The 20,115-nt window shown below is 71.8% G+C and carries 26 protein-coding genes; 7 read left to right on the top strand and 19 right to left on the bottom strand.

Annotated features, from left to right (window positions below):
* Window positions 1–6 precede the first annotated feature (6 nt).
* The 7 genes from A4R43_RS33125 to A4R43_RS33095 all read right to left on the bottom strand — a co-directional run bounded on the left by A4R43_RS33125 (window position 7) and on the right by A4R43_RS33095 (window position 4,069).
* Window positions 7–246, bottom strand: a complete 240-nt coding sequence (locus A4R43_RS33125; protein ID WP_113695684.1) for a glutaredoxin family protein — start codon at window positions 244–246, stop codon at window positions 7–9.
* Window positions 239–1,249, bottom strand: coding sequence for an NADP-dependent oxidoreductase (locus A4R43_RS33120; protein ID WP_236808431.1), 1,011 nt, complete (start codon window positions 1,247–1,249; stop codon window positions 239–241). The genes A4R43_RS33125 and A4R43_RS33120 overlap by 8 nt, the downstream gene beginning before the upstream one ends.
* A 76-nt stretch (window positions 1,250–1,325) precedes the next feature.
* Entirely contained in the window at window positions 1,326–1,757 is a 432-nt protein-coding gene (locus A4R43_RS33115) for an SRPBCC family protein (RefSeq protein WP_113695682.1), read from the bottom strand.
* Window positions 1,758–1,945: 188 nt separating this feature from the next.
* On the bottom strand, window positions 1,946–2,500 hold the full coding sequence (locus A4R43_RS33110; RefSeq protein ID WP_113695681.1) for a YbaK/EbsC family protein: 555 nt from the start codon (window positions 2,498–2,500) through the stop codon (window positions 1,946–1,948).
* A 64-nt stretch (window positions 2,501–2,564) separates the two neighbouring features.
* A complete protein-coding gene (locus tag A4R43_RS33105) occupies window positions 2,565–2,846 on the bottom strand; it encodes a DUF2516 family protein (protein ID WP_418190863.1) in 282 nt (93 codons plus the stop codon).
* 102 nt (window positions 2,847–2,948) lie between these two features.
* Window positions 2,949–3,656 carry a hypothetical protein gene (locus tag A4R43_RS33100; protein ID WP_113695679.1) on the bottom strand — a complete coding sequence of 236 codons (708 nt, stop codon included), beginning with the start codon at window positions 3,654–3,656 and terminating at the stop codon, window positions 2,949–2,951.
* Between the two features lie 8 nt (window positions 3,657–3,664).
* Entirely contained in the window at window positions 3,665–4,069 is a 405-nt protein-coding gene (locus A4R43_RS33095; protein WP_113698045.1) for a helix-turn-helix domain-containing protein, read from the bottom strand.
* Window positions 4,070–4,203: 134 nt separating this feature from the next.
* On the opposite strand from A4R43_RS33095, the gene tgmC reads away from it, so the two are divergent.
* Window positions 4,204–5,349, top strand: coding sequence for an ATP-grasp peptide maturase system methyltransferase (gene tgmC / locus A4R43_RS33090; RefSeq protein ID WP_113695678.1), 1,146 nt, complete (start codon window positions 4,204–4,206; stop codon window positions 5,347–5,349).
* Here the strand turns inward: tgmC and A4R43_RS33085 are convergent.
* The 3 genes from A4R43_RS33085 to A4R43_RS33075 form a co-directional block, all read right to left on the bottom strand.
* Window positions 5,338–5,973 carry an AAA family ATPase gene (locus A4R43_RS33085; protein WP_113695677.1) on the bottom strand — a complete coding sequence of 212 codons (636 nt, stop codon included), beginning with the start codon at window positions 5,971–5,973 and terminating at the stop codon, window positions 5,338–5,340. The two genes, tgmC and A4R43_RS33085, sit on opposite strands and share 12 nt — an antisense overlap.
* Before the next feature lie 13 nt (window positions 5,974–5,986).
* Window positions 5,987–6,343, bottom strand: a complete 357-nt coding sequence (locus A4R43_RS33080; protein WP_236808429.1) for a TFIIB-type zinc ribbon-containing protein — start codon at window positions 6,341–6,343, stop codon at window positions 5,987–5,989.
* Between the two features lie 68 nt (window positions 6,344–6,411).
* A complete protein-coding gene (locus A4R43_RS33075) occupies window positions 6,412–6,789 on the bottom strand; it encodes a VOC family protein (RefSeq protein ID WP_113695675.1) in 378 nt (125 codons plus the stop codon).
* A gap of 89 nt (window positions 6,790–6,878) precedes the next feature.
* Here A4R43_RS33075 and A4R43_RS33070 point away from each other — a divergent pair, with 89 nt between their 5' ends.
* Window positions 6,879–7,352 (top strand): CGNR zinc finger domain-containing protein, encoded by a 474-nt coding sequence (locus A4R43_RS33070; RefSeq protein WP_236808427.1) that lies wholly within the window; start codon window positions 6,879–6,881, stop codon window positions 7,350–7,352.
* A 319-nt stretch (window positions 7,353–7,671) separates the two neighbouring features.
* Here A4R43_RS33070 and A4R43_RS33065 read toward each other — a convergent pair whose 3' ends face one another.
* From A4R43_RS33065 to A4R43_RS33050, 4 genes are all read right to left on the bottom strand, one after another.
* Window positions 7,672–8,862: an RNA polymerase sigma factor gene (locus A4R43_RS33065; protein ID WP_113695673.1), complete on the bottom strand. Its 1,191-nt coding sequence runs from the start codon at window positions 8,860–8,862 to the stop codon at window positions 7,672–7,674.
* On the bottom strand, window positions 8,862–9,209 hold the full coding sequence (locus A4R43_RS33060) for a YciI family protein (RefSeq protein ID WP_113695672.1): 348 nt from the start codon (window positions 9,207–9,209) through the stop codon (window positions 8,862–8,864). Before A4R43_RS33060 ends, A4R43_RS33065 begins: the two co-directional genes overlap by 1 nt.
* 29 nt (window positions 9,210–9,238) lie before the next feature.
* Window positions 9,239–9,637 carry a DUF6069 family protein gene (locus A4R43_RS33055; protein WP_113695671.1) on the bottom strand — a complete coding sequence of 133 codons (399 nt, stop codon included), beginning with the start codon at window positions 9,635–9,637 and terminating at the stop codon, window positions 9,239–9,241.
* A gap of 94 nt (window positions 9,638–9,731) precedes the next feature.
* A complete protein-coding gene (locus A4R43_RS33050) occupies window positions 9,732–11,018 on the bottom strand; it encodes a DUF445 domain-containing protein (protein WP_113695670.1) in 1,287 nt (428 codons plus the stop codon).
* A 29-nt stretch (window positions 11,019–11,047) separates the two neighbouring features.
* Here A4R43_RS33050 and A4R43_RS33045 point away from each other — a divergent pair, with 29 nt between their 5' ends.
* Complete coding sequence (locus A4R43_RS33045; RefSeq protein ID WP_113695669.1) at window positions 11,048–12,214, top strand: pyridoxal phosphate-dependent aminotransferase; 1,167 nt, start codon at window positions 11,048–11,050, stop codon at window positions 12,212–12,214.
* Window positions 12,215–12,239: 25 nt separating this feature from the next.
* Here A4R43_RS33045 and A4R43_RS33040 read toward each other — a convergent pair whose 3' ends face one another.
* Complete coding sequence (locus A4R43_RS33040; protein ID WP_113695668.1) at window positions 12,240–12,797, bottom strand: RNA polymerase sigma factor; 558 nt, start codon at window positions 12,795–12,797, stop codon at window positions 12,240–12,242.
* Window positions 12,798–13,150: 353 nt separating this feature from the next.
* On the opposite strand from A4R43_RS33040, the gene A4R43_RS33035 reads away from it, so the two are divergent.
* Window positions 13,151–14,242, top strand: coding sequence for a hypothetical protein (locus A4R43_RS33035; RefSeq protein WP_162788673.1), 1,092 nt, complete (start codon window positions 13,151–13,153; stop codon window positions 14,240–14,242).
* A gap of 422 nt (window positions 14,243–14,664) precedes the next feature.
* Here A4R43_RS33035 and yczR read toward each other — a convergent pair whose 3' ends face one another.
* Window positions 14,665–16,107 carry a MocR-like transcription factor YczR gene (yczR, locus tag A4R43_RS33030; protein ID WP_236808425.1) on the bottom strand — a complete coding sequence of 481 codons (1,443 nt, stop codon included), beginning with the start codon at window positions 16,105–16,107 and terminating at the stop codon, window positions 14,665–14,667.
* Between the two features lie 61 nt (window positions 16,108–16,168).
* Between yczR and yczE the strand changes: the two genes are divergently transcribed.
* Window positions 16,169–16,810: a membrane protein YczE gene (yczE, locus tag A4R43_RS33025; protein WP_113695666.1), complete on the top strand. Its 642-nt coding sequence runs from the start codon at window positions 16,169–16,171 to the stop codon at window positions 16,808–16,810.
* Here yczE and A4R43_RS33020 read toward each other — a convergent pair.
* Both A4R43_RS33020 and A4R43_RS33015 read right to left on the bottom strand, forming a co-directional pair.
* Window positions 16,787–17,335 (bottom strand): Clp protease N-terminal domain-containing protein, encoded by a 549-nt coding sequence (locus A4R43_RS33020; RefSeq protein ID WP_113695665.1) that lies wholly within the window; start codon window positions 17,333–17,335, stop codon window positions 16,787–16,789. The genes yczE and A4R43_RS33020 overlap by 24 nt on opposite strands.
* A 1-nt stretch (window position 17,336) precedes the next feature.
* On the bottom strand, window positions 17,337–17,546 hold the full coding sequence (locus A4R43_RS33015; RefSeq protein WP_113695664.1) for an RNA polymerase sigma factor sigma-70 region 4 domain-containing protein: 210 nt from the start codon (window positions 17,544–17,546) through the stop codon (window positions 17,337–17,339).
* A gap of 62 nt (window positions 17,547–17,608) precedes the next feature.
* Here A4R43_RS33015 and A4R43_RS33010 point away from each other — a divergent pair, with 62 nt between their 5' ends.
* Both A4R43_RS33010 and A4R43_RS33005 read left to right on the top strand, forming a co-directional pair.
* Window positions 17,609–18,370 carry a hypothetical protein gene (locus tag A4R43_RS33010; protein ID WP_113695663.1) on the top strand — a complete coding sequence of 254 codons (762 nt, stop codon included), beginning with the start codon at window positions 17,609–17,611 and terminating at the stop codon, window positions 18,368–18,370.
* Between the two features lie 73 nt (window positions 18,371–18,443).
* Window positions 18,444–19,118: a DUF998 domain-containing protein gene (locus A4R43_RS33005; protein WP_113695662.1), complete on the top strand. Its 675-nt coding sequence runs from the start codon at window positions 18,444–18,446 to the stop codon at window positions 19,116–19,118.
* Here A4R43_RS33005 and A4R43_RS33000 read toward each other — a convergent pair.
* The gene (locus tag A4R43_RS33000) at window positions 19,111–20,073 is read right to left on the bottom strand and encodes a D-cysteine desulfhydrase family protein (RefSeq protein ID WP_113698043.1); all 963 of its coding nucleotides are present in this window, start codon (window positions 20,071–20,073) and stop codon (window positions 19,111–19,113) included. The two genes, A4R43_RS33005 and A4R43_RS33000, sit on opposite strands and share 8 nt — an antisense overlap.
* Between the last annotated feature and the right edge of the window lie 42 nt (window positions 20,074–20,115).

The raw sequence follows: 20,115 nt of genomic DNA, 5'->3' as shown, positions 1-20,115 counted from the left end.
CGCCGCCTACCTGGCCAGGTGCGCGGAAAGCGCGTCGTCCGACGGTTCGACCAGGAAGGTGCCGTCGCCGAAGACGATGGTGGGGATGCGCCGGGCGCCGTCCTGCAGCTCGCGCACCTTCGCTTCGGCTTCGGCGTCGGCTTCCACGTCGACATAGCGGTATTCGACGCCCTCGCGGTCGAGGAGCGCCCGGCTGCGGCGCACGTCGGGGCACCAACCGGCCCCGTACACGATCAGTTCAGACACGGACCAGCATCTTCCCGGTGTTGGCGCCGCCCAGCATGTCGATGAACGCCTGCGGCGCGTTGCGAATACCGTCCACCACGGTTTCGGAGTACTTCAGCTGCCCGCCAGCGACCAGCGGCGCCACCTCGGCGACGAACTCCGGCTGCTTGGCGCCGTGGTCGAGGACCAGGAAACCGTGGATGTTCAGCCGCTTCCCGACGATCTTCATCAGGTTCCGCGGCCCCGGCACGGCTTCGGTGTCGTTGTAGGTCGAAATCATGCCGCACACCGCGAAGCGCGCGTGCAGGTTCGCCGACTCGATGGCCGCTTCGAGGTGCTCGCCGCCGACGTTGTCGAAGTACAGGTCGACGCCGTCCGGCGCGGCTTCCGCCAACTGCGCGGCGACCGGGCCGTCCTTGTAGTTGAACGCGGCGTCGAACCCGAGGTCCTCGGTGAGCCACCGGACCTTCTCCGCCGAGCCCGCGCTGCCGATGACCCGCTTGGCGCCGTTGAGCTTCGCCAGCTGACCGGCGACCGAGCCGACCGCACCGGCCGCGCCCGAGATGAACACGGTGTCGTCCGGCGTGAGATGCGCGATCTCGTGCAGCCCGACCCAGGCGGTGTGCCCGGTCATGCCGAGCACGCCGAGGTAGGTGCTCAGCGGCGCCAGTTCAGCGTCGACCTTCAGCGCGTGCTTCGCGTCGACCACCGCGTGGCTGCGCCAGCCGAGCTGGTGCACCACCTTGTCCCCGGGCGCGAATCCGTCCACAGTGGACTCGACCACCTCGCCGGCCGCGCCGCCGTGCATCACCTTGCCCAGCTCGTACGGCTCGGCGTACGACTTGGCCTCCGACATCCGGCCGCGCATGTACGGGTCGACGCTGACGAACTCGTTGCGCACCAGCAACTGCCCCGGCCCCGGCGACGGGATCTCGGTGTCCACAATGGAAAAGTCCGCCGGCGTCGGCAGGCCGTGCGGGCGGGCGGCGAGCCGGATCTCGGTTGCCTTGGTCGGTGCGGTCACCACGGAACTCCTGTTCGTCGAGGACGTGCCTGTCTGCCAGAACGGGTCCGGCGGACCCGGCATTCCGGCTTGTGGCTCAGACCGCCTTTTCGAGGTTCTGGAGCACGCCGTCGTAGATCCGCTTGAGGCCCGCGGGCGCGAAGGTCTTCTCGAAGAAGCCGCCGATGCCGCCCGCGCCGGTCCAGGTGGTCTCGATCCGGACCAGGGTGCCCCCGCCCGCCTCGCGCACGGTCCAGGTGGTCACCATCGACGAGTTGGCGTCGGTCTCGACCAGGGTGCCGGGGGCGGGCTCGGAGACGGTGGCCGCGACGTCGCGCACGCGCTTCGAGGTGGCCTGCAGCTTCCACTTGGCGACCGTGCCCGCGCCGGTGCCGCCCTCGACGACCTCGTAGTCGCGGTACTGCTCGGTGAGGATCTCCGGCCGCGCGCTGTAGTCGGCGACGAGTGCCCGCACCTTCTCCACCGGCGCATCGATCCGGCGCTCGGCGGTGGCGGTGACCTTGCCCATAGAACTGCTCCTTCACGGACGGTTGCTGGCTGCGCCCAGCCTGCCACCGCCGGGGCACCCCCACCCGGCCACCCCCGCCGCGGGTTCGCGCCAGCCACCAGGCCATGGCACGGCAGGCCCCCAACTTCCAGCCCAGCCAACGTCAGCCGCCCCGCACGCGAGGTCGCGCCGAAGGCGCGGCAGACAACTCAAACCTTGCCCAGGTCCTCGACCACCTCCGCGCCCGGCAGCGAAGCCAGCAGCGCACCGCTGACCAGCAGCTTGCTGCCGCGGATGCCGCTGCCGACGACCAGTTCGGGTGCCTCGGCCACGGCCTTGTCCACCAGGATCGGCCAGCCCTCCGGCAGTCCGACCGGGGTGATGCCGCCGTACTCCATGCCGGTCAGCTCGACCGCCTCGGCCATCGGCGCGAAACTGGCCTTGCGCACGTCGAGGCGGCGCTTGATCACGTTGTTCACGTCCGCGCGCGTGGTGGCGAGCACCATGGCGGCGGCGTAGCGGACCTCACCGGCGCGCTTGCCGGAGACCACCACGCAGTTGGCGGAAGCGGCGAGCGGGGAGCCGTAGGCCTCGCAGAAGGCGGCCGTGTCGGCGAGTTCGGGATCGATCGGGGCGACGCCGGCCTCTTCGCGGTGGTTCTCCAGCGCGGCCAGTGCCTTGGCCACGGGCTCGGCGAGCAGGTCGGTGCGCTGCGTGGCCGGTTCGACGGACAGGGAACCGGCGATGGTCCAGGTGCGAGTCACCCCGCCAGGTTAGTAACGCGCGAAGCGTCCGTTGAGGGTGGTGGTGGGCGAGGGGCAGGCCTAGTCACCAGTTGTGGCCGCCGCGCTGGACCTCGATCAGTTTCGGGCGGACGTCCACGATGTAGACCAGCGAGGCGACCAGCCCGGCCAGCCAGAAGATCATGCCCGGCCCGTAGAAGCCGAACAGCGCCATCGCCGCGGTGCTGCCACCGGTGATGGCCATCCAGATCGGCTTGGTCTTGCGGTCCGCCGCGGTGTAGGCGTCCGCCCGCTGGGTCAGCGAATGCAGGAAGGCGAACGCGCCAGCCACCACCCCGGCCCAGTGGATGATGTCGACGATCCACATTGCGATTAACGGCACGCTGCCAGGGTACGGCAAACCGGGCGAACACCTCAGGCCCCGGCTCCTCAAGGGGGCCGGGGCCTGCGGAAACCGTGCCGGAAGACCCTACTTGTCGGTCTTCGGGGCGGCGGTGTTGCCGGTGCTGCCGGTGCTCTTCTTGGTGGTGCTGGTGGCCGCGGTGCGACGGGCGGCGGTGGCCGGCTTCGGCGCGGTCCGGTTGGCGGCCTTGCGGCTGGCGCTGCGGACCTCGTGGGCCACGTCCTCACCGAGGTCCTCGACGGACTCGGCGGCCTCGTCGGCGACCTTCTCCACGGTGCGGGCGGTCTTCTCGCCCACCGAGCGGGTCTTGCGGGTCACCTTGCCCAGCACGTCCTCGACGCGCTCGCGGGTCTCGGTGGTCACGCCCTCGACGCGCTCCTCGACCGTGTGCACGACCTCTTCCAGCTGGTCGATCACGTTCTTGACCTGCGGCTGCGCGGCGAAGCGGTCCCACGCCTGCTCACCGGACTCGGCCAGCTTGTGGTACAGCTTCAGCGCCGCGTCGGTGTACTCGTCGATCAGCTTGCGCAGCTCGGCCGGGTCCAGCTTCCCGCGAAGGCTTTCCACGTCGGCGGGCAGCTCTTCGATGTTCTTGCGGGCGGTCTCGCTGCCCTCGGTCACGCGGGCCTTCGCCTTGTTCACGGCCTCGGCCACGGCCTCGGCGGCCAGGTTGCCGGCGCCGAGCGCGGCGAGCAGCGGCGTGCGGACCTGCTCCAGCGCGGTGTTCAGGTTCTTGCGGGCTTCTTCGGTGCGGTTGCTGGTGGGGGTGCTCATCTGGTTCCTCACTCCTTGCTGGTGGTCTCTTCGCCAGCGGTGGCTGGTGGCTTGGCGGTCGCTTCGGCCACATGGTTCTCGCGGCGGAAGGACTCGTACACGTCGAGCAGGACCTGCTTCTGGCGCTCGGTGAGCTCGGTGTCGGCGCGGATGGCGTCGCCGACCGGCCCGCCCTTCGGCAGGTCGAGAATCCCGGCCTGCACGTAGAGCGCTTCGGCGGAGATGCGCAGACCCTTCGCGATCTGCTGCAGGATCTCCGCGCTGGGCTTGCGCACCCCGCGCTCGATCTGGCTCAAGTACGGGTTGGAAACCCCGGCGAGCTTGGACAGCTGGCGCAACGAGATCTTCGCGCTGTTGCGCTGCTGCCGGATGTACTCGCCGATGTCGGAAGCGATGTCCGCGACCTTCTCCATCGGCTTGCCCTGGTCGGTCATCCGCGGAACCTCTCCTCTCGACACCACCGACGGTACGCGGCAGTGCTAGCTATTGCAAGCACTCTGCTTGCAACCATCGAGTGAGGTGTGCGTCACCGGACTAACCTGGGTGGATGGATCGGTGCCAAGCACTGGCGGCCCGGCTGCGGCGGACCGGTGCGCTGACCGAGCCCGCCTGGGCCGAGGCCTTCGCGGCGGTGCCGCGCGAGCTGTTCGTGCCGCGGTTCTTCGCCGCGACCGGCGGCGGCTGGCGCGCCGTGGCCGAGGGCGACGACGGCTGGCTCGACCAGGTCTACGCCGACCAGGTGCTGGTCACCCAGCTCGACGGCGACGAGTCGGCGTGGGAGCGGGCACGGGCGGACGGCCCGGTGCCCGGCACGCCGACCTGCTCGTCCAGCATGCCGACGATCATGGCGATCATGCTCGAGGAGCTGCGCACCGGCGACCGGGCACGCGTGCTGGAGGTCGGCACCGGCACCGGGTACAACACCGCGCTGCTGTGCCACCGCCTCGGCGACGCGAATGTGTCCACTGTGGACATCGACCCGGCACTGGTGCGCACCGCCTCCGCCGCACTCGCCAAAGCGGGCCACCATCCGGACTGCGTCACCGGCGACGGCGCACGCGGGTTGCCTGACAGCGCGCCGTTCGACCGTGTGCTGTGCACCTGCGCGGTGTCGGCCATTCCACCGGACTGGGTGGCGCAGACGCGGCCGGGCGGGCTGATCGTCACCACGCTGAACCGGCCGATCGGCGCGGGCCTGGTGCGGCTGGTCGCCGAGGAGGGCGCCCTCGCGCACGGGCGGGTGCTGACGAAGGACGGCCGCTTCATGCCGCTGCGAGCCCACCGGCTCGACGACCCGCTCGACCTGCTGTCCCGGTTGCGCGACGCCGAACCGGACGAGACGCGCCGGACCTCGCTGCCGATTTCGGCGGTGCTGAGCCCGTCGAGCCCGCTGGAGTTCTTCGCCAGCCTCGAACTGGAGGGCGTGCTGCCCGCGTATCCCGGCGACGCGGGCGTGGTCTACCTGGTGCACCCGGACGGTTCCTGGGTGCGGCACGCCGAGCAGCACGGTCGCCTGGTGGTTTCCCAGGGCGGCCCGCGTCATCTCTGGGACCGCGCCGAGCAGGCACGGGTGCGCTGGCGCAGGCTCGGCAAGCCCGACCGCGGGCGGTTCGGCCTGACCGTCGACGGTGACCGGCAGGAGTTCTGGCTCGACGCCCCGGACAGCCCGCACCGCTGGCCGTTAGGCGGGTAGCCGGGCCTCGATCCAGCGCAGCGCGTGGTCCACCGCGTCGTCAATGGTCGCGGTGGTGGTGTCGAAGAGGTCCACCGGCGGGTCGAGCGTGGCCGCCGATTCGCGCAGCCAATCGTTGAATTCGAGCATCTCCGCGATGCGGGGCTCGTCCCATTCGCGCCACGCGGGCCGCGCGCGCAGCCGCTCGGCCAGCGCCGCGGGCTCGGCGACGAACGCGAGGTAGTGGATGCGGTCGAAGTAGGCGCGCTCGGGCAGCGGCTCGAACTCCGGCGGCGCGACCGTGCCGCAGAGCACCACCGGCCGTCCGCTCTGGTGGATCATCGCGGCCATCCGCAGCCAGGTCGAGCGGAACGCGCCGGTGCCGTAGCCGTCCGGCGAGCTTTCCCGCAGCACGCCGGTCCAGAGCACGTCCTGCTCCAGCGCGACGACCCGGCCGCTCAGCTTCTCCGCCAGCCGCGGGCCGACCGTGGACTTGCCCGCGCCGCTGGGCCCGGTGAGCGCGAACAGCGGCAGGCGCCGGAACGGCCAGTGGTGACCGCAACGCGGGCACGACAGTTCGCCCGCGGCGGTGACCGGGTAGTCGCCCCGGTCACCGCAGCCAGGGCAGATCTTCAGGTCGAGCACGCGTACTCGGTGCTCAGTCGAAGAGGTTTTCGAGGAAACCCTTGCGGCGCTTGTGCCCGTGCCCGCCGTAGGCACGCGGCGAGTCGCCGTAGCCGTGACCGCCGCGGTACCCGCGAGGCGAGTCCGAGTAGCCGTGACCACCGTGCCCGCCGTAGGGGCGCGGGGAGTCACCGTGCCCGTGGCGGAACGGCTTGGGGGAGTCGCCGTAGCGCGGGGCGTGGCCGCCCGGCGCGTAGGCGGGCGGGGCGCCGTGGCCGTAGTAGGAGCCCTCGGCCGCGACGATCTGCTCCAGCTCCCCGGCATCGAGGAAGATGCCGCGGCAGCCGCCGCACTGTTCGAGGTGGACGCCGTTCTTGTTCAGCGTCCTCATCTGGTTCTGGCACTTCGGACAAATCACGTGTCACAGCCTACGCATAACCGGGGCCGCATGGGTGCGCCTCAGCACGCGCAGAGGCAGAACGGGTGCCCGGCCGGGTCGGCGTAGACGCGGAAGCCCTTGCCGTCGTGGTCGTTCGAGTCGTCGAGCAGGCGGGCGCCGAGGTGCAGCGCGCGCTCGTGCGCGGCGGCCAGGTCGGTGACGGTCAGGTCGAGGTGGAACTGCTGCGGCTTCTTCGGCGACGGCCAGTCGGGGGCGCGGAAGTCGGCCACCCGCTGGAACTCGATCTTGGGACCGCCCGCCGGGTTGCTCAGGGTCCGCCACTGTTCGTCGCCGTCGGCGTCGGGCCAGTCGAGCAGCTTGGCGTAGAAGGCGGCCAGCTCGGGCGCGTCCGCGCAGTCGAGCACCACCGAGCCGAACGTGGGTACCGCGGTGGTCATCGTTGTTCCTCCCGTGGTCGGTAACCGGTGTTTCGATTATGGCGGTTAGCGCGGGCGGGCACAACCGGTTCGGTGCCTACACTGGGAACGTGCGCACCACGCCGGAAGCCGACGTCACGCTGGTGCTCGACTTCCTGAACACGGTCGATGTGGAAGAGGGGACCGACGAGCTGCGCGGCGCCGACTCGTGGCACGCCTGGGCCGCGGCCCGCGACCTGCGGCCGGGCCCGGTCGGCGAGGCGCGTTCGACGCGGGAATCCCTGCGCGCCCTGGCCGGTGATCCGCACGCGACCGCGGGCGAGGTGGACGTGCCGGTGCGGATCGCGGTGACCCCGGCCGGCCCGTCGCTGGTCGCGGACTCGGCGGTGGGCGCGGTGCTCGCGGCGGCGGCGCGGCTTTCGCTGCTCGGGGAGTTCGCGCGGATCAAGATCTGCCCGGCGGACAACTGCCGGTGGGCGTTCTACGACCGTTCGCGGAACCGCTCGCGGGCGTGGTGCTCGATGAGCGCCTGCGGCAACCGGGAGAAGGCCCGGGCGTGGCGGCAACGCGCCACCCAGTCGTGAGCCGGGGCCCTACCACACCGTTCGAACCTGTGGACAACCCGGGGGATAACTCGGGTTTCTGTGGATAACTCCCCCGCTGGAGGGTCACCCGGAGGGCCGCCAACCGCCAACCAGGTGATGCCCAGCGTGAACTTCCGACCGGGCGGGGCGGGTGTCACGAATGTGGCTTTCGAGACGTTTGGCGTCTCGAATGTGGCTTTCGTGACGTTGGCGGGGGGCGAGCCGCCCAGCGCCGAACCGCCCGGCGGGCGCGCCGAGGCAGGACACGAATGTGGCTTTGGGGGCGGATTCGGCCCCGGAAGCCACATTCGTGTCCGCGTCAGGCGAGTGTGGCTCGCCGCCCTTTCAGGAAGGCGCGTTCCGTCGGGTTCTTCGCCAGCTCGATCGCCTCGTCGTAGGCGGCGGCCGCGTCCGCCGTGCGGCCGAGGCGCGCCAGCAGATCCGCCCGCGTCGCGGGCAGCAGGTGGTAACCCGGCAGGTCCAGGTCCTCGATGGTGGCCAGCGCCATCGCCGGGCCGTGGACCTCGGCGACGGCGACCGCCCGGTTCAGCGCCACGATCGGCGTCGGCGCGTGCTGCAGCAGCTGGTCGTACAACGCCAGCACCTGCGCCCAGTCGGTCGCCTCGCCATCGGTGTGCACGGCGTTGATCGCCGCCTGGAGCTGGTACGGGCCCGGCTGGTTCCGCCGCAGGCACCGCCGCACCAGCTCGTGCCCCTCCGCGATCAGCGCCCGGTTCCACAACGACCGGTCCTGCTCCGCGAGCACCACCAGCTCCCCCGACGGCCCCACCCGCGCCGGCCGCCTCGCCTCGGTGAGCAGCAGCAACGCCAGCAACCCGAGTACCTCCGGCTCGTCGGGCATCAGCTCGGCCAGCGCCCGTGCCAGCCGGACCGCCTCCGCGCACAGATCCGTCCGCACCAGCTCACCCGAGGTCGAGGTGTACCCCTCGTTGAACACCAGATAGAGCACGGTCAGCACGGGCGCCAGCCGATCGGGCAGCTCCGCCGCCTCCGGCACCCGGTACGGGATGCCCGCGTCCCGGATCTTCTTCTTCGCCCGGACGATCCGCTGCGAGATGGTCGCCTCCGGCACCAGGTACGCCCGCGCGATCTCCGGCACCTCCAGCCCGCCGAGCAGGCGCAGCGTGAGCGCGGTCTGCGCGAGCGGCGAGAGCGCCGGGTGGCAGCAGGTGAAGATCAGGCGGAGCTGGTCGTCGCGCACCGGGCCCACCTCCTCCGGCTCGTCGGATTGGTGCAGCAGCAGGGCTTGCGCGTGCCGCGCTTCGCGGGTGGACTCCCGGCGCAGCCGGTCGATCGCCCGGTTGCGCGCGGTGGTCACGATCCACGCGCCGGGATTGGCGGGCAGCGCCTCTTCCCACTTCTGGACGGCCACCGCGAACGCGTCCTGCACAGCCTCCTCGGCGAGCCCGATGTCGCCGAGGAGGCGCGTCAGCGTGGCCACGCACCGGCCGTACTCCGCCCGGTAGACGCCGTCGAGATCGACGCTCATCACACGACGTCGTCGAACGGCCGCACCTCGATCGGGCGCGCGCACGCCAGCGCGCACCTGTCCGCCCAGGCCAGCGCCTCGTCGAGGTCCTCGCACTGGATCACCCAGAACCCGCCGAGCTGCTCCTTCGTCTCGGCGAACGGGCCGTCGGTCATCGTGGTGGTGCCGTTGCCGGGGCGGACGACCGTGCTGGCGTGCGAGGGCAGCAGCCCACCGGCGAACACCCACGCCCCGGCGGCCTTGATCTCGTCGCTGACCTTCGCCGTCCTGGCCAGCTGCTCCCGCAGCTCGTCCTCCGGCTCCGGCACGGTTTCGTCGATCTGGACGGCGAGCAGGTAGTGCTTCATCTCGGAACTCCTCACGGGAAACGGGGGATTCAGGCGGGCAGGCGACGGGCGACGGCCGGGATGACGATCGCGGCGGCGACCACGTGGGTCAGCATGAGCAGTGCCTTCGTGGTCACCAACGCGTCCGCGAGCACGTCCGGCGCCAGTGACAACACGGTCAGCGCGACGGTGGCGCGGACGAACGCGCGGCGCGGGTGGCTCGCCGTGCGCGCCAGCACCAGCGCCAGTACCAGGCCGAGCACCGAGCAGATGGCGGTCAGCACGGCGAAGCCGAACGCGGGGATCGGCGTGCCGCCGACCACCGGGGCGATCCCGGCGAACTCGGCGGCCGCGGCGACGGTCGCGGTCGCGGCACTGGCGACGGCCGCGGCGGTGAGCCCGCCGCCGGTCACGGTCGTGGCGGCGGGAGCGGCGGTGGTGACGGACATGGTGAGCCTCCGGTGAGCGGCGACCGGCCCGTTGCCGGTCTCTCACCTTGGCTACGAACGGACGCGCCGCCATTCGACACCACGGCCGCGGAAATCAGAAGAGCAGTTGCGCGATGGTGTAGATGACCAGCCCGGCCAGCGCGCCGACCACGGTGCCGTTGATCCGGATGAACTGCAGGTCCCGGCCCACCTGGAGCTCGATCTTGCGCGAGGTCTCCTCGGCGTCCCAGCGCTCCACGGTGTCGGTGATGATCGTGGTGATCTCGCTCGAGTAGTTCAGCACGACGTGCGCCGCCGCGCCCTCGACCCAGCCGTCCACCTTGTCGCGCAGGCCGTCGTCGGACTTCAGCTTGGCGCCCAGGCTGAGCAGGCCGTCGCGCACGCGCTTGCGCAGTTCGCTCGACGGGTCCTCGGCGGCGGTGAGCAGCATGGCCTTCGCCGTGCCCCACGCCGAGCCGATCAGCTTCTGCACCTCCTGGTGCTCGATCACCTGCTGCTTGACCTGCTCCGCGCGTTCCATCGTCTTCGGATCGGTCTGCAGGTCCTGCGCGAACTCGGCGAGGAACTTGTCCAGCGCGAGGCGCATCGGGTGGTTCACGTCGGTCTTGATGGCCCACGCGAACGACAGCACCTCGCCGTAGACCTTGTCCGCGAGCATCTCGTCGACGAACTTCGGCGACCAGCTCGGCGCGCGGTCCGAGACCACCCGGAGCATCGAGGTGTGGTTGTCGCGCACCCATTCGTACCCGCGGTCGCACAGCAGGTCGACCAGCTTGTGGTGGGCGCCGTCGGCGAACACCGAGGCCAGCAGCCTGCCCAGCGGCGGCCCCCACGGCCGGTCCAGCAGGCGGCGGGTGACCGCCTGCTCGACCACGGCCTGCACGTCGTCGTCCCGGAGCACGGTCACCGCGCCACGCAGCACGGTGGCCAGTTCGGAGGTCACGCGGTCCGCGTTCTCCGGTTGTGCGAGCCAGCCGCCGAGGCGCTCGGAGATGCCGACGCGGCGCAGCTTGTCGCGGACCACGGCCTCGGACAGGAAGTTGCTGCCGACGAAGTCGCCGAGGCTCTTGCCCAGCGCGTCCTTCTTGTTCGGGATGATCGCGGTGTGCGGAATCTTGATCCCGAGCGGGTGCCGGAACAACGCGGTCACCGCGAACCAGTCGGCCAGCGCGCCGACCATGCCCGCTTCGGCGGCCGCGCGGACGTAACCCACCCAGCCCGGCCAGCCCGCTGACTGCGCCCAGCTGGTCAGCAGGAAGATCACGAACGCGCCGCCGAGGAAGGACAGCGCGACCAGCTTCATCTTCCGCAGCCCGGCGCGCTTGGCCTCCTCGCCGGCCAGTCCGCCCGGGGGGTCGGCGGGTTTCGTCAGTTGCTCCACACCGCCATTCTCCGTGAAGATTCACCCTTGTGCGTCAACCAGCTCTAGTCCCTCGCCTGCAGCCGTTCACCTCGACCATCTTCGCGGAGATGACCGCCTTGGCCACGGCCACCGGCGCGATCAACCTCGGCCAGGGTTTTCCCGACACCGACGGCCCGGCCGCGATGCTCGACGCGGCGAAGGACGCGCTGTTCGGCGGCCTGAACCAGTACCCGCCGGGCCCCGGCCGCCCCGAGCTGCGCCGGGCGATCTCGGCGCACCGCGCCCGCTACGGCCTCGAATACGACCCCGATGGGGAGATCCTCGTCACCGCGGGCGCCACCGAGGCGATCGCCGCCAGCCTGCTGGCGCTGACCGAGCCCGGCGACGAGGTGATCGTGATCGAGCCGTACTACGACTCGTACGCGGCCGCCGTCGCGCTCGCCGGCGCCTCGCGGCGGGTGGTTTCGCTGGTCGAGCGGGACGGCCGGTTCGCGCTGGACACCGACGCCGTGCGCGCGGCGGTCACGCCCAAGACCAGGGCGATCCTGGTCAACTCGCCGCACAACCCGACCGGCACGGTGTTCACCCGAGCCGAGCTGGCCGAGCTGGCCGCGATCTGCGTGGACCGCGACCTGCTCGCCATCACCGACGAGGTCTACGAGCACCTGGTCTTCGACGACGCCGAGCACCTGCCGCTGGCCGGCTTCCCCGGGATGCGCGAGCGCACGGTCGGGATTTCCAGCGCGGGCAAGACCTTCAACTGCACCGGCTGGAAGATCGGCTGGGTCTGCTCGACGCCGGAGCTGGTGGCCGCGGTGAAGGCGGCGAAGCAGTTCATCACCTTCGTCTCGGGTGGTCCGCTGCAGCCCGCGGTGGCGTACGCGCTGGAGCACGAGCTGGACTGGGCCGAGCGGCTGCGGACCTCGCTGGCGGCCAAGCGCGACCGGCTCGCCACCGGCCTGGCCGAGGCCGGATTCGCCGTGCGCCCGAGCGCGGGTACCTATTTCATCTGCGCGGACGTGCGCCCGCTCGGCTTCACCGACGCCGCGGAACTGGCCTGGCAGCTGCCGGAGCGGGTCGGCGTGGCGGCCGTTCCGGTCAAGGTGTTCACAGACCACCCGGACGAGTGGCAGCACGTGCTGAGGTTCGCGTTCTGTAAGCGCGACGAGGTGCTCGATGACGCGATCGAGCGACTCCACAAACTGGCGACCTAGCCCCTCGACAAGCCGCCGCGTGGGGTCAGGGCGCTCGGGGGTCCCAGCCTGCCTCGGTCAGCAGGCGGCGCATTCGGTCGAAGCATCGCCGCCGGAGGGGGCCGACGCTGCCGGGGGCGACGCCGAGTTCCGCCGCGAGTTGTGCCTGCGTCAGCTCCGGACGCTCGGCGAGCAGCCGCAGCAACCGCCGGTGCCGCGCGGGCAATCGCCCGGCCAGGGCCCAGAAAACGCGACCGCGTTCCGCGGCGAGCGCCTCGGCTTCCGGCCCCGGCGAGCCGTCGGGCCGGTCCGGCGGCAAGCAGAGCACTTCCCGGCGCCGCCCGGCGAGCACCCGCAGCACGCACCGGCGCGCGGTGGTGACCAGCCACCCCGGCAGCCGCGCCGGTTCGCGGACCGTGGCCAGCCGCGCGGCGAGCGCGATCCAGGTGTCCTGGCCGACGTCCCACGCGTCGGCGTCGGCGAGCCGGTGGGCACGCGCGACCCGGAGCGCGAGCCGCACGCAGGCCCGTGCGAGCAGGTCGAGCGCGCCGCGCTCGCCGGTGAGCGCTTTCGGCACCACCGCACCGAAGTCCACATCGGACACCGTGGCCCCTTCCGCCGGTCGACGAACTCCGGGCGATGGGACGACACGCGGGGCGGGCGGGATCCGGCGGACGACTCCGGACAGCCGATCGGGTAGTTACACTCAGCGCAACCGGGTGGCCGAGCGGCCCCCCGGGCGGGCAACGGTGAGTGATCAACAACCAGCGGAGAGCCACCGGGCACGGTAGCTCTGTTCCGCCTTCCGGGGTGGATCGAACGCGATCGAAGTGAAACACTCCACTCGAATGCTAGAAAGAAGGCGAACCCGGGGGTCCGTCGTTGGTTCGGAGCTTCCCCCGTCCCCAGCGAACCGAAGATCTTCCGGGCACCCGGTCCAGGACGGTGGTGATGGCGGTGCACAGCACGACGGAAACGGAGCGCCGCTCCGTCGTCCGTGCTGCCGCGCGCCGCGTGCTGATCACCGCGGGCCTCACCGTCGCCGGCGCCACGCTCACCGTCGCCTTCACCTCGTCGGCCTGGGCTGACGACACCAGCACCTCCAGCGGCACCGGCCAGACCAGCACCACGGCCTCCGCCGAACACACCGAAAGCTCCGGAAGCACCGCAGCCCCGGCGAGCAGCGATCCCGCCACCGAGAAGCCGTCCGAGGCCTCCGAGCCCACGCAGGCGACCGGGAAAACCAGTACCCAGGCGGCAAAACCGAAGCCCACCAAGACCAGCACGCCAGCCGAGAACGCCGAAGACGACCCAGCGGGCACCCTGATGACCACCAGCGCGGCCACCGAGGCGGAACCAGAGCCGGAGCCGGTGAAGAAGTCCAGCGGTGGCGGCCTGCTCGGCGGGCTGGTGAACACCGTCGGCGGTGTGCTGAACGCGGTCACCAGCACGGTCGGCTCGGTCGGTGACGCGGTGCTCAAGCCGATCGTCGCGCCCATCGTGGCGCCGATCCAGCACTGCCCCGGCCCGGACGTGGTGGTCACCCTTCCCGACCTGGACAGCGGTTTCGACGCCTGGCCCGCCCCGGCCACCGCCGACTCGCGCGGCAGCACCAGCACGGTCGCGGTGGTCGAGCCGGTCAGCACGAACGACGCCGAAAGCACCACCCAGGTGCCGGTCGACAAGCCGGAGCCAGCCAGGGTCACGCCCGCGCAACCGGTCACCGTCACCGCACCCGTCAAGCAGCACCAGCCCGTCCCCGCGGCGCCCGCGCCCAAGCCGGACGAGAACACCACGAAGGTTCGCGCCGGTGGTGGCGGCGGAGGCGGCGCCCCCGGTGGCGGCGCTCCGGCGGCCCCACCCTGCGCGCCCGCCGGGCATTCCGCGTCCGCGCATCCCGGTCAGGACAACAACGGCGGCCGCGGCCACTTCGGCGTGCTGCCGTCCGCGGACAGCACCACCCAGCTCCGGCTGATCGGCACCAGCCGCGACCACGCGGCCGACGGTGCGGGCAGGGACGCCGCCCTGCCGACCACCTCCCCCGACTGACGCCAACCCGGTCCCACGGGGAGAACTGCGTTCAGTTCAAGATCAACTTCTCCGTGGCTGAGCCGTTCGGAGTCTTGTTCCTGCGCCATTCACCGGGGTGCTCGTTGTTCCATTCGCCCACCATTCTTCCCGTTCGGCCGACCGCGCCCGGCCGGTTCGGGACCTGGCCCCGGCGCCGCACTGCCCCTGCGGCGCCGGGGCCCGCACCGGGCTCATACCGGGCGTCGCTGCTCACCGCGCCGAGCAGCGGCAACCACCCGGTACGAGCCTGAGGCCGCGCGCTTCCCGGCACGTCGAGGGGCTGTGCCGGGAAGCTGCGGCGGCCGTGCGGCCGGTGCGCTGGATTCCATCGCCGTTTCACCTCCCTGGAAGCGACGGACCAGATCCAGCGCACCGGCCGCATCGTGCTTTTCCGGCCCGGTTCAGGCCACCGGCACGTCGAGGCCGGAGCGGTCGCCGCCGCGGACCGCGGCCGCCGCGGTGCTCAGCCGCCGCACCGCGTCGTGGATCTGCTCGGCGGGCAGCGCGAACGGCAGGCGCAGCCGCCGCTCCAGGCCGCCGTGCACCCCGAACCGCGAACCGGGCGCGATCTGCAGCCCGTGATTGGCCGCGGTCACCGCGAGCCGGGTGCTCATCGGCTCCGGCAGCTTGCACCACACCGACAGCCCACCGGACGGCACGCGGAACTCCCAGTCCGGGCAGTACCACCGCAACGCGCCGACCAGCGCGTCCCGGCGGTCGCGCAGTTCCTCGCGGCGTTCGGCCATGCGCGGTCGCGGGTCGGCGAGCAGCTCGGCGAACACCAGCTGCTCCAGCACCGGCGACCCGAGATCGACCGCGTACCGGGCCGACCGCAACCGTCCGAGCAGTTCCTCCGGCGCCCGCATCCAGCCGATCCGCAGTCCGCCCCAGTGCGATTTGGACGCCGAGCCGATGGTGATCGTCCAGTCCGGCGCGAACCTGCCCAGCGGCGGCGGCCCGTCCACCGGATCGCCTTCGAGATCCAGCTCCACCAGGGTTTCGTCGACCACGGCCGGCGTGCGGGCGCGGGTCAGCAGCGAGCCGAGCCGTTCGCGCCCGGCCGCGTCGAGCCGGTGCCCGGTCGGGTTGTGGAAGTCGACGACCAGGTACGCCAGCCGGGGTGACGCCTGCCGCAGGACCGCCTCGATGCCGTCGAGGTCCCAGCCGTGGTCGCCGAGCGCGACCGGCACCGCGGTGGCGTGCACCCCGCGAATGGCCTCCAGCGCGTTCGGATAGGTGGGCTGCTCGACCAGCACCCGGTCGCCCGGCCCGGCCAGCATGCGCAGGGCCAGCACAAACGCGTGGTGCGCGCCGTTGGTGATCATCACCTCGTCCGGCGTGGTGGGCAGGCCGCGTGCGGTGAACCGCGCCGCGATGCGGTCCCGCAGCACCGGCAGGCCCTGGTCGAAGTAGCCGTGTTCGGGCAGCTCGGCGGCGAGCAGCTGCCGTGCGGAATCCACCGCCGGGATCAGCCCGGCCACCGCGGGCGGGGCCGCGCGCGCGAAGTCGATCAGGCCGCGGCCGGACAGTTCGGGATCCGGGAACGCCTTGCGCGGCGAGGTGATCCACGAGCCGGAGCCGCGGCGGCTGGCCACCACGCCGTCCGCCCGCAGCCGGTCCAGCGCGGCGCCGACCATGGTCCGGCTGGCGCCGAGTGCCTCGGCCAGCTCCCGCTCGGCGGGCAGCCGGGTGCCCAGCGGGAGCTGGCCGTCGAACACCTGCAGTTGGATGGCCGCGGCGAGATCGGCCGCGCCCTGCCGTGAGCCGCTTTTGCGCCACACCCCGAGCATCTTGGCCAGCCGGCTGCCCGATATCCGTCCACCTGGCGGGATCGTCTCGTTCACCAGGCCAATTATTACCAATTGGTCATGGTAAATCGAGCCAATCCTCTCGATAGTGGGACATGTGGCCCAGTTGGAACTGCACCCCGTCAAGGCAACCGTCGATCCCGCACGCCGGTTCACGCAGCTGATCGGCGGGCTCGCGCTGTACGGCGCGAGCATGGCGATGCTGACTCGAGCCGGGCTTGGCCTGGACCCGTGGGACGTGCTGCACGAAGGCGTGATGAAGCAGGTCGGCCTGTCGTTCGGCCTGGTCACCGGGCTGGCGTCGCTGGTGGTGCTGCTGCTGTGGATCCCGCTGCGCCAGCGGCCCGGCATCGGCACCGTGGCCAACGTGCTGATCATCTCGGTCACCGTGGACGCGGTCCGGCTGGTGCTGCCCGATCAGCACGACCTGTTCTGGCAGGTGGTGCTGCTGGTCGGCGGCGTGGTGCTGAACGCGCTCGCCACCGCCACCTACGTCGGCGCCCGCCTCGGCCCCGGCCCGCGCGACGGGCTGATGACCGGGCTGGCCGCCCGCACCGGCTGGTCGGTCCGGCTGGTGCGGACGCTGATCGAGATCACCGTGCTGGCCGGCGGCTGGCTGCTCGGCGGCACCGTCGGCCTGGGCACCGTGCTCTACGCGGTCTCGATCGGCCCGCTCACCCAGTGGATGCTCGGTTACCTCGCCTGGCGGCCGCGGTCACGCGGTCCGGCGGCGGGCTAGCGCCAGTCGCACGCCCGCGTGGTCGATGCCGTGCGCGGCGAGCTGGTCGGCGGCGAGGCCGGGCTGAGTGGTCAGCGCGAGCAGCAGGTGCTCGGTGCCGATGTGCTTGTCGCCCATTTCGACCGCCTCGCGCAGGCTGCGCTCCAGCGCGGACTTGGCCTCGCGGGTGAACGGCAGGTGCCCGAACCGGCGCCGCGGCGGCGGCACCCGGCCGGCCAGCGCGTACTCGCCGTGCGAGCGTTCGACCGCGTCCACGATCTTGAGCACGTCGATCCCCAGTTGCTCCAGCGCTTCGGTGTCGGCGTCACTGAGCCCGCCGCGCCGCCGGATCTCCTCGAACTGCGCGACGAGCCCGGCCTGGTCGGGCAGCCGCGCGTCGAGCAGCTCCGCGATCGGGCCCTGCGCGTTGCCGCGCAAGGCGATCAGCAGGTGCTCCGGCCGGATCTCCCCGGTACCGGCCTCCCGCGCCACCTCCCGCGCGGAGACCACGGTGTGCCGCGCTTCCGCGGTGAACCGCTCGAACATCTCAGCTCCTCCCGTACTTCTTGTGCACGGCCTGGCGGGTCACGCCCAGCTCGCCCGCGATCTCCTGCCACGACCAGCCGTGCACCCGCGCACTGCGCACCTGCACCGCTTCCAGTTGTTCCAGCAACCGGCGAAGCGCCGCGACCGCGCGCAGTCCCACCCGGGGATCGCGGTCGCCGGCCCGCTCGGCCAGATCCGTCGCTTCCGTCATGGCTGTCAATGTAGGTTGACAACGCCGCCGTGTCAACCGCCGTTGACGGCTATCGTCTCCGCATGCCCGTGATCGAGGTCGCCGAACAGGCCGGCGTCGGGGCGGACGGTGAGCCGCGCCCCAGCGAGGACCACCTGGTGGTGCTCGACAACGCGGTGGTGCTGCTGGACGGCGCCACCGCCCCGAGCCCGGACGTGCCCAGCGGCGGCTGGTACGCCGGGCTGCTCTCGGCCCGGCTCGCGGACGGCCTGCGTGCCGCGCCCGAAGCCGATCTCGCCGCCGTGCTCGCCGCGTCGATCGCCGCCGTGGCCGAGGAGAACGGCCTCCGGCCCGGCGAGTCACCGTCGAGCACGGTGGCCATCGTGCGCTGGACGGCGGACCGGCTCGACGGGCTGGTGCTCGCGGACAGCCCGATCGTGGTGTTCGGCCGCGGCGGGCCGCAGCTGCTCGCCGACCACCGCATCGCGTCCCTGCGCGACAACGGAAAGCTCCAGACCGGGCGGGACGTCCGGTTGCGGCGCAACGCCGAAGGCGGGTTCTGGGTCGCCGAAGCCGATCCGGCCGCGGCGGGCCAGGCGGTCACCGCGAGCTGGCCGCTGCCGGTGGTGGAAACCGTGCTGCTGGCCACCGACGGCGTTTCCTGCGGGATCGACGACTATCACCTGTTCGACTGGCCGCGGGCGCGGGCGCTCGCGCGGGAGCGGGGTGCGCACGCGGTGCTCAAGGCGGTGCGTGAAGCCGAGGAGAGCGATCCGGACCGCGTCCGCTGGCCGCGCCCCAAGCGTCACGACGACCAGGCGCTGGCCGTGCTCGACTTCCGGTAGCCGGTAGTCATATCGGGGGATATCAGGGACTTACCCGGATCTCACCGCGCCCGGAAAGCGGGACTATTTCCGCATGGGGAATCCAGGGGCGAGAAAACTCGCCGCACCCGCGATCACCGCGGCCAGGGCGAAGCGCTGGGTGGTGATCGCGGGTGCGGCGATCGGGTGGGCGTTGTTCACCCTGGTCATTCTGCACACGGTCAGCGGCAGAAATCCGGTGACGGACACACTGAGCAGTTACGCGCATTCGGAGCGCGGCGGCGGAATGCTGGAAGCCGCGCTGCTTTCCCTCGCGGTCGGCACGATCGCCGTGCTCGGTGCCCTGCGCGCCACCGGGATGCGGCTCGGGCTGACCACCCACATCCTGTTCGGGGCCACCGCGCTCGGGCTCAGCTTGGCCGCGTTCTTCCCGGCCACGCTGGATTCCGGCGGTGACGTCGCTTCCGGGGTGGTGCACCAATACGCGAGCCTGATCGCGTTCCTGTGCCTTCCCGGTATCGGAATGTCGTTGCGGGAACGCGCCGAACTCGAACACACCCGGATTCTGCTCAACCGGATCTGCGTGGTCTATGCCGCCGGGCTGTTCCTGTTCGGCCTCAGCTACGTCACCCGGGATTTGTCGGGGCTGGAGTGGATCAACGCGATGCTGCCGGTCGGCTTCGCGCAGCGGATCTCCTTCGGCACCGGATTCGCATTGCTCGGCGCGCTCGCGCTGGCGGCTTCCCGCTCGGCGAAAGCACTCAGCTGAACGCGGCCAGCGCCTCCGGGCCGTAACCGAAAACCCCCGGCAGGCCACCGGTGTGCCAGAAGACCACGGGACCCTCCTCCGGCCGCGGTTCGGCGATCAGCGCCGCCGCGGCCTTGCCCGTGTAGACCGGGTCGAGCACCACGCCCTCGGTCCGCCCGAACAACCGCAGCGCCTCCCACACGGCGTCGGTCGGCACGCCGTAGCCGGGGCCGAGCGTGCGGTCGGTGATCCGGACGTGGTCGAGCGACGGCGGCTCGATACCAAGATGCTTCGCCCCGTCGGCGACCAGCGAGCCCAGGGTTTCCGCGGACTCCGCCGTGTCGTGACCGACGCAGGCGACGTCCAGCCTGCCGTCCCAGCCGAGCGCGAGCCCGGCCGCGGTGCCGCCACTGCCTTGCGGCACCAGGATTCGCGCGGGTCCGGTGAGCTGGCGCCGGATCTCCTCGGCGGCCGCGACGTACCCCAGCAGGCCGACCGCGTCCGAGCCGCCGACGGGCAGCGTCGCCACCTTCCGGCCCTCGGCCGCCGCCTCCGCGACCAGCCGCTCGTAGGTGGCGGCGGTTTCCTCCGCGTCGGTGCAGCGGTGCACGTTCGCGCCGAAGAGGTGGTCGAGAATGATGTTGCCGGAGCGCTCGTAGGCCTCGCCGTCGCGCGGCACCTTCGCGGTCAGCACCAGCTCGCAGCGCAGGCCGAGCTTCGCGCACGCGGCGGCGGTCTGGCGCCCGTGATTGGTCTGCAGCGCGCCGAAGGTGATCACCGTGTCGGCACCGTCCGCCAGTGCCTGCCCGAGCGAGAACTCCAGCTTCCGCAGCTTGTTGCCGCCGACGCCGAGGCCGTTCAGGTCGTCGCGCTTGAGCAGCACGGTGGTCCCGAGCGCCTCGCTCAGCCGCGGTGCCTCCTCCAGCGGGGTGGGCCAGTTGCCGAGCGTCACGCGGGGGAACCGATCGAGCGTCATGGCCGCCAGCATGCCAGACGGCTGGTATCGTTCGTTCGAACG

It is taken from the genome of Amycolatopsis albispora (assembly GCF_003312875.1).
In the GTDB taxonomy this organism is placed as follows: Bacteria; Actinomycetota; Actinomycetes; order Mycobacteriales; family Pseudonocardiaceae; genus Amycolatopsis; species Amycolatopsis albispora.
The sequence above is the reverse complement of the archived record's forward strand: the minus strand, read 5'-3'. Positions and strand labels throughout refer to the sequence as shown.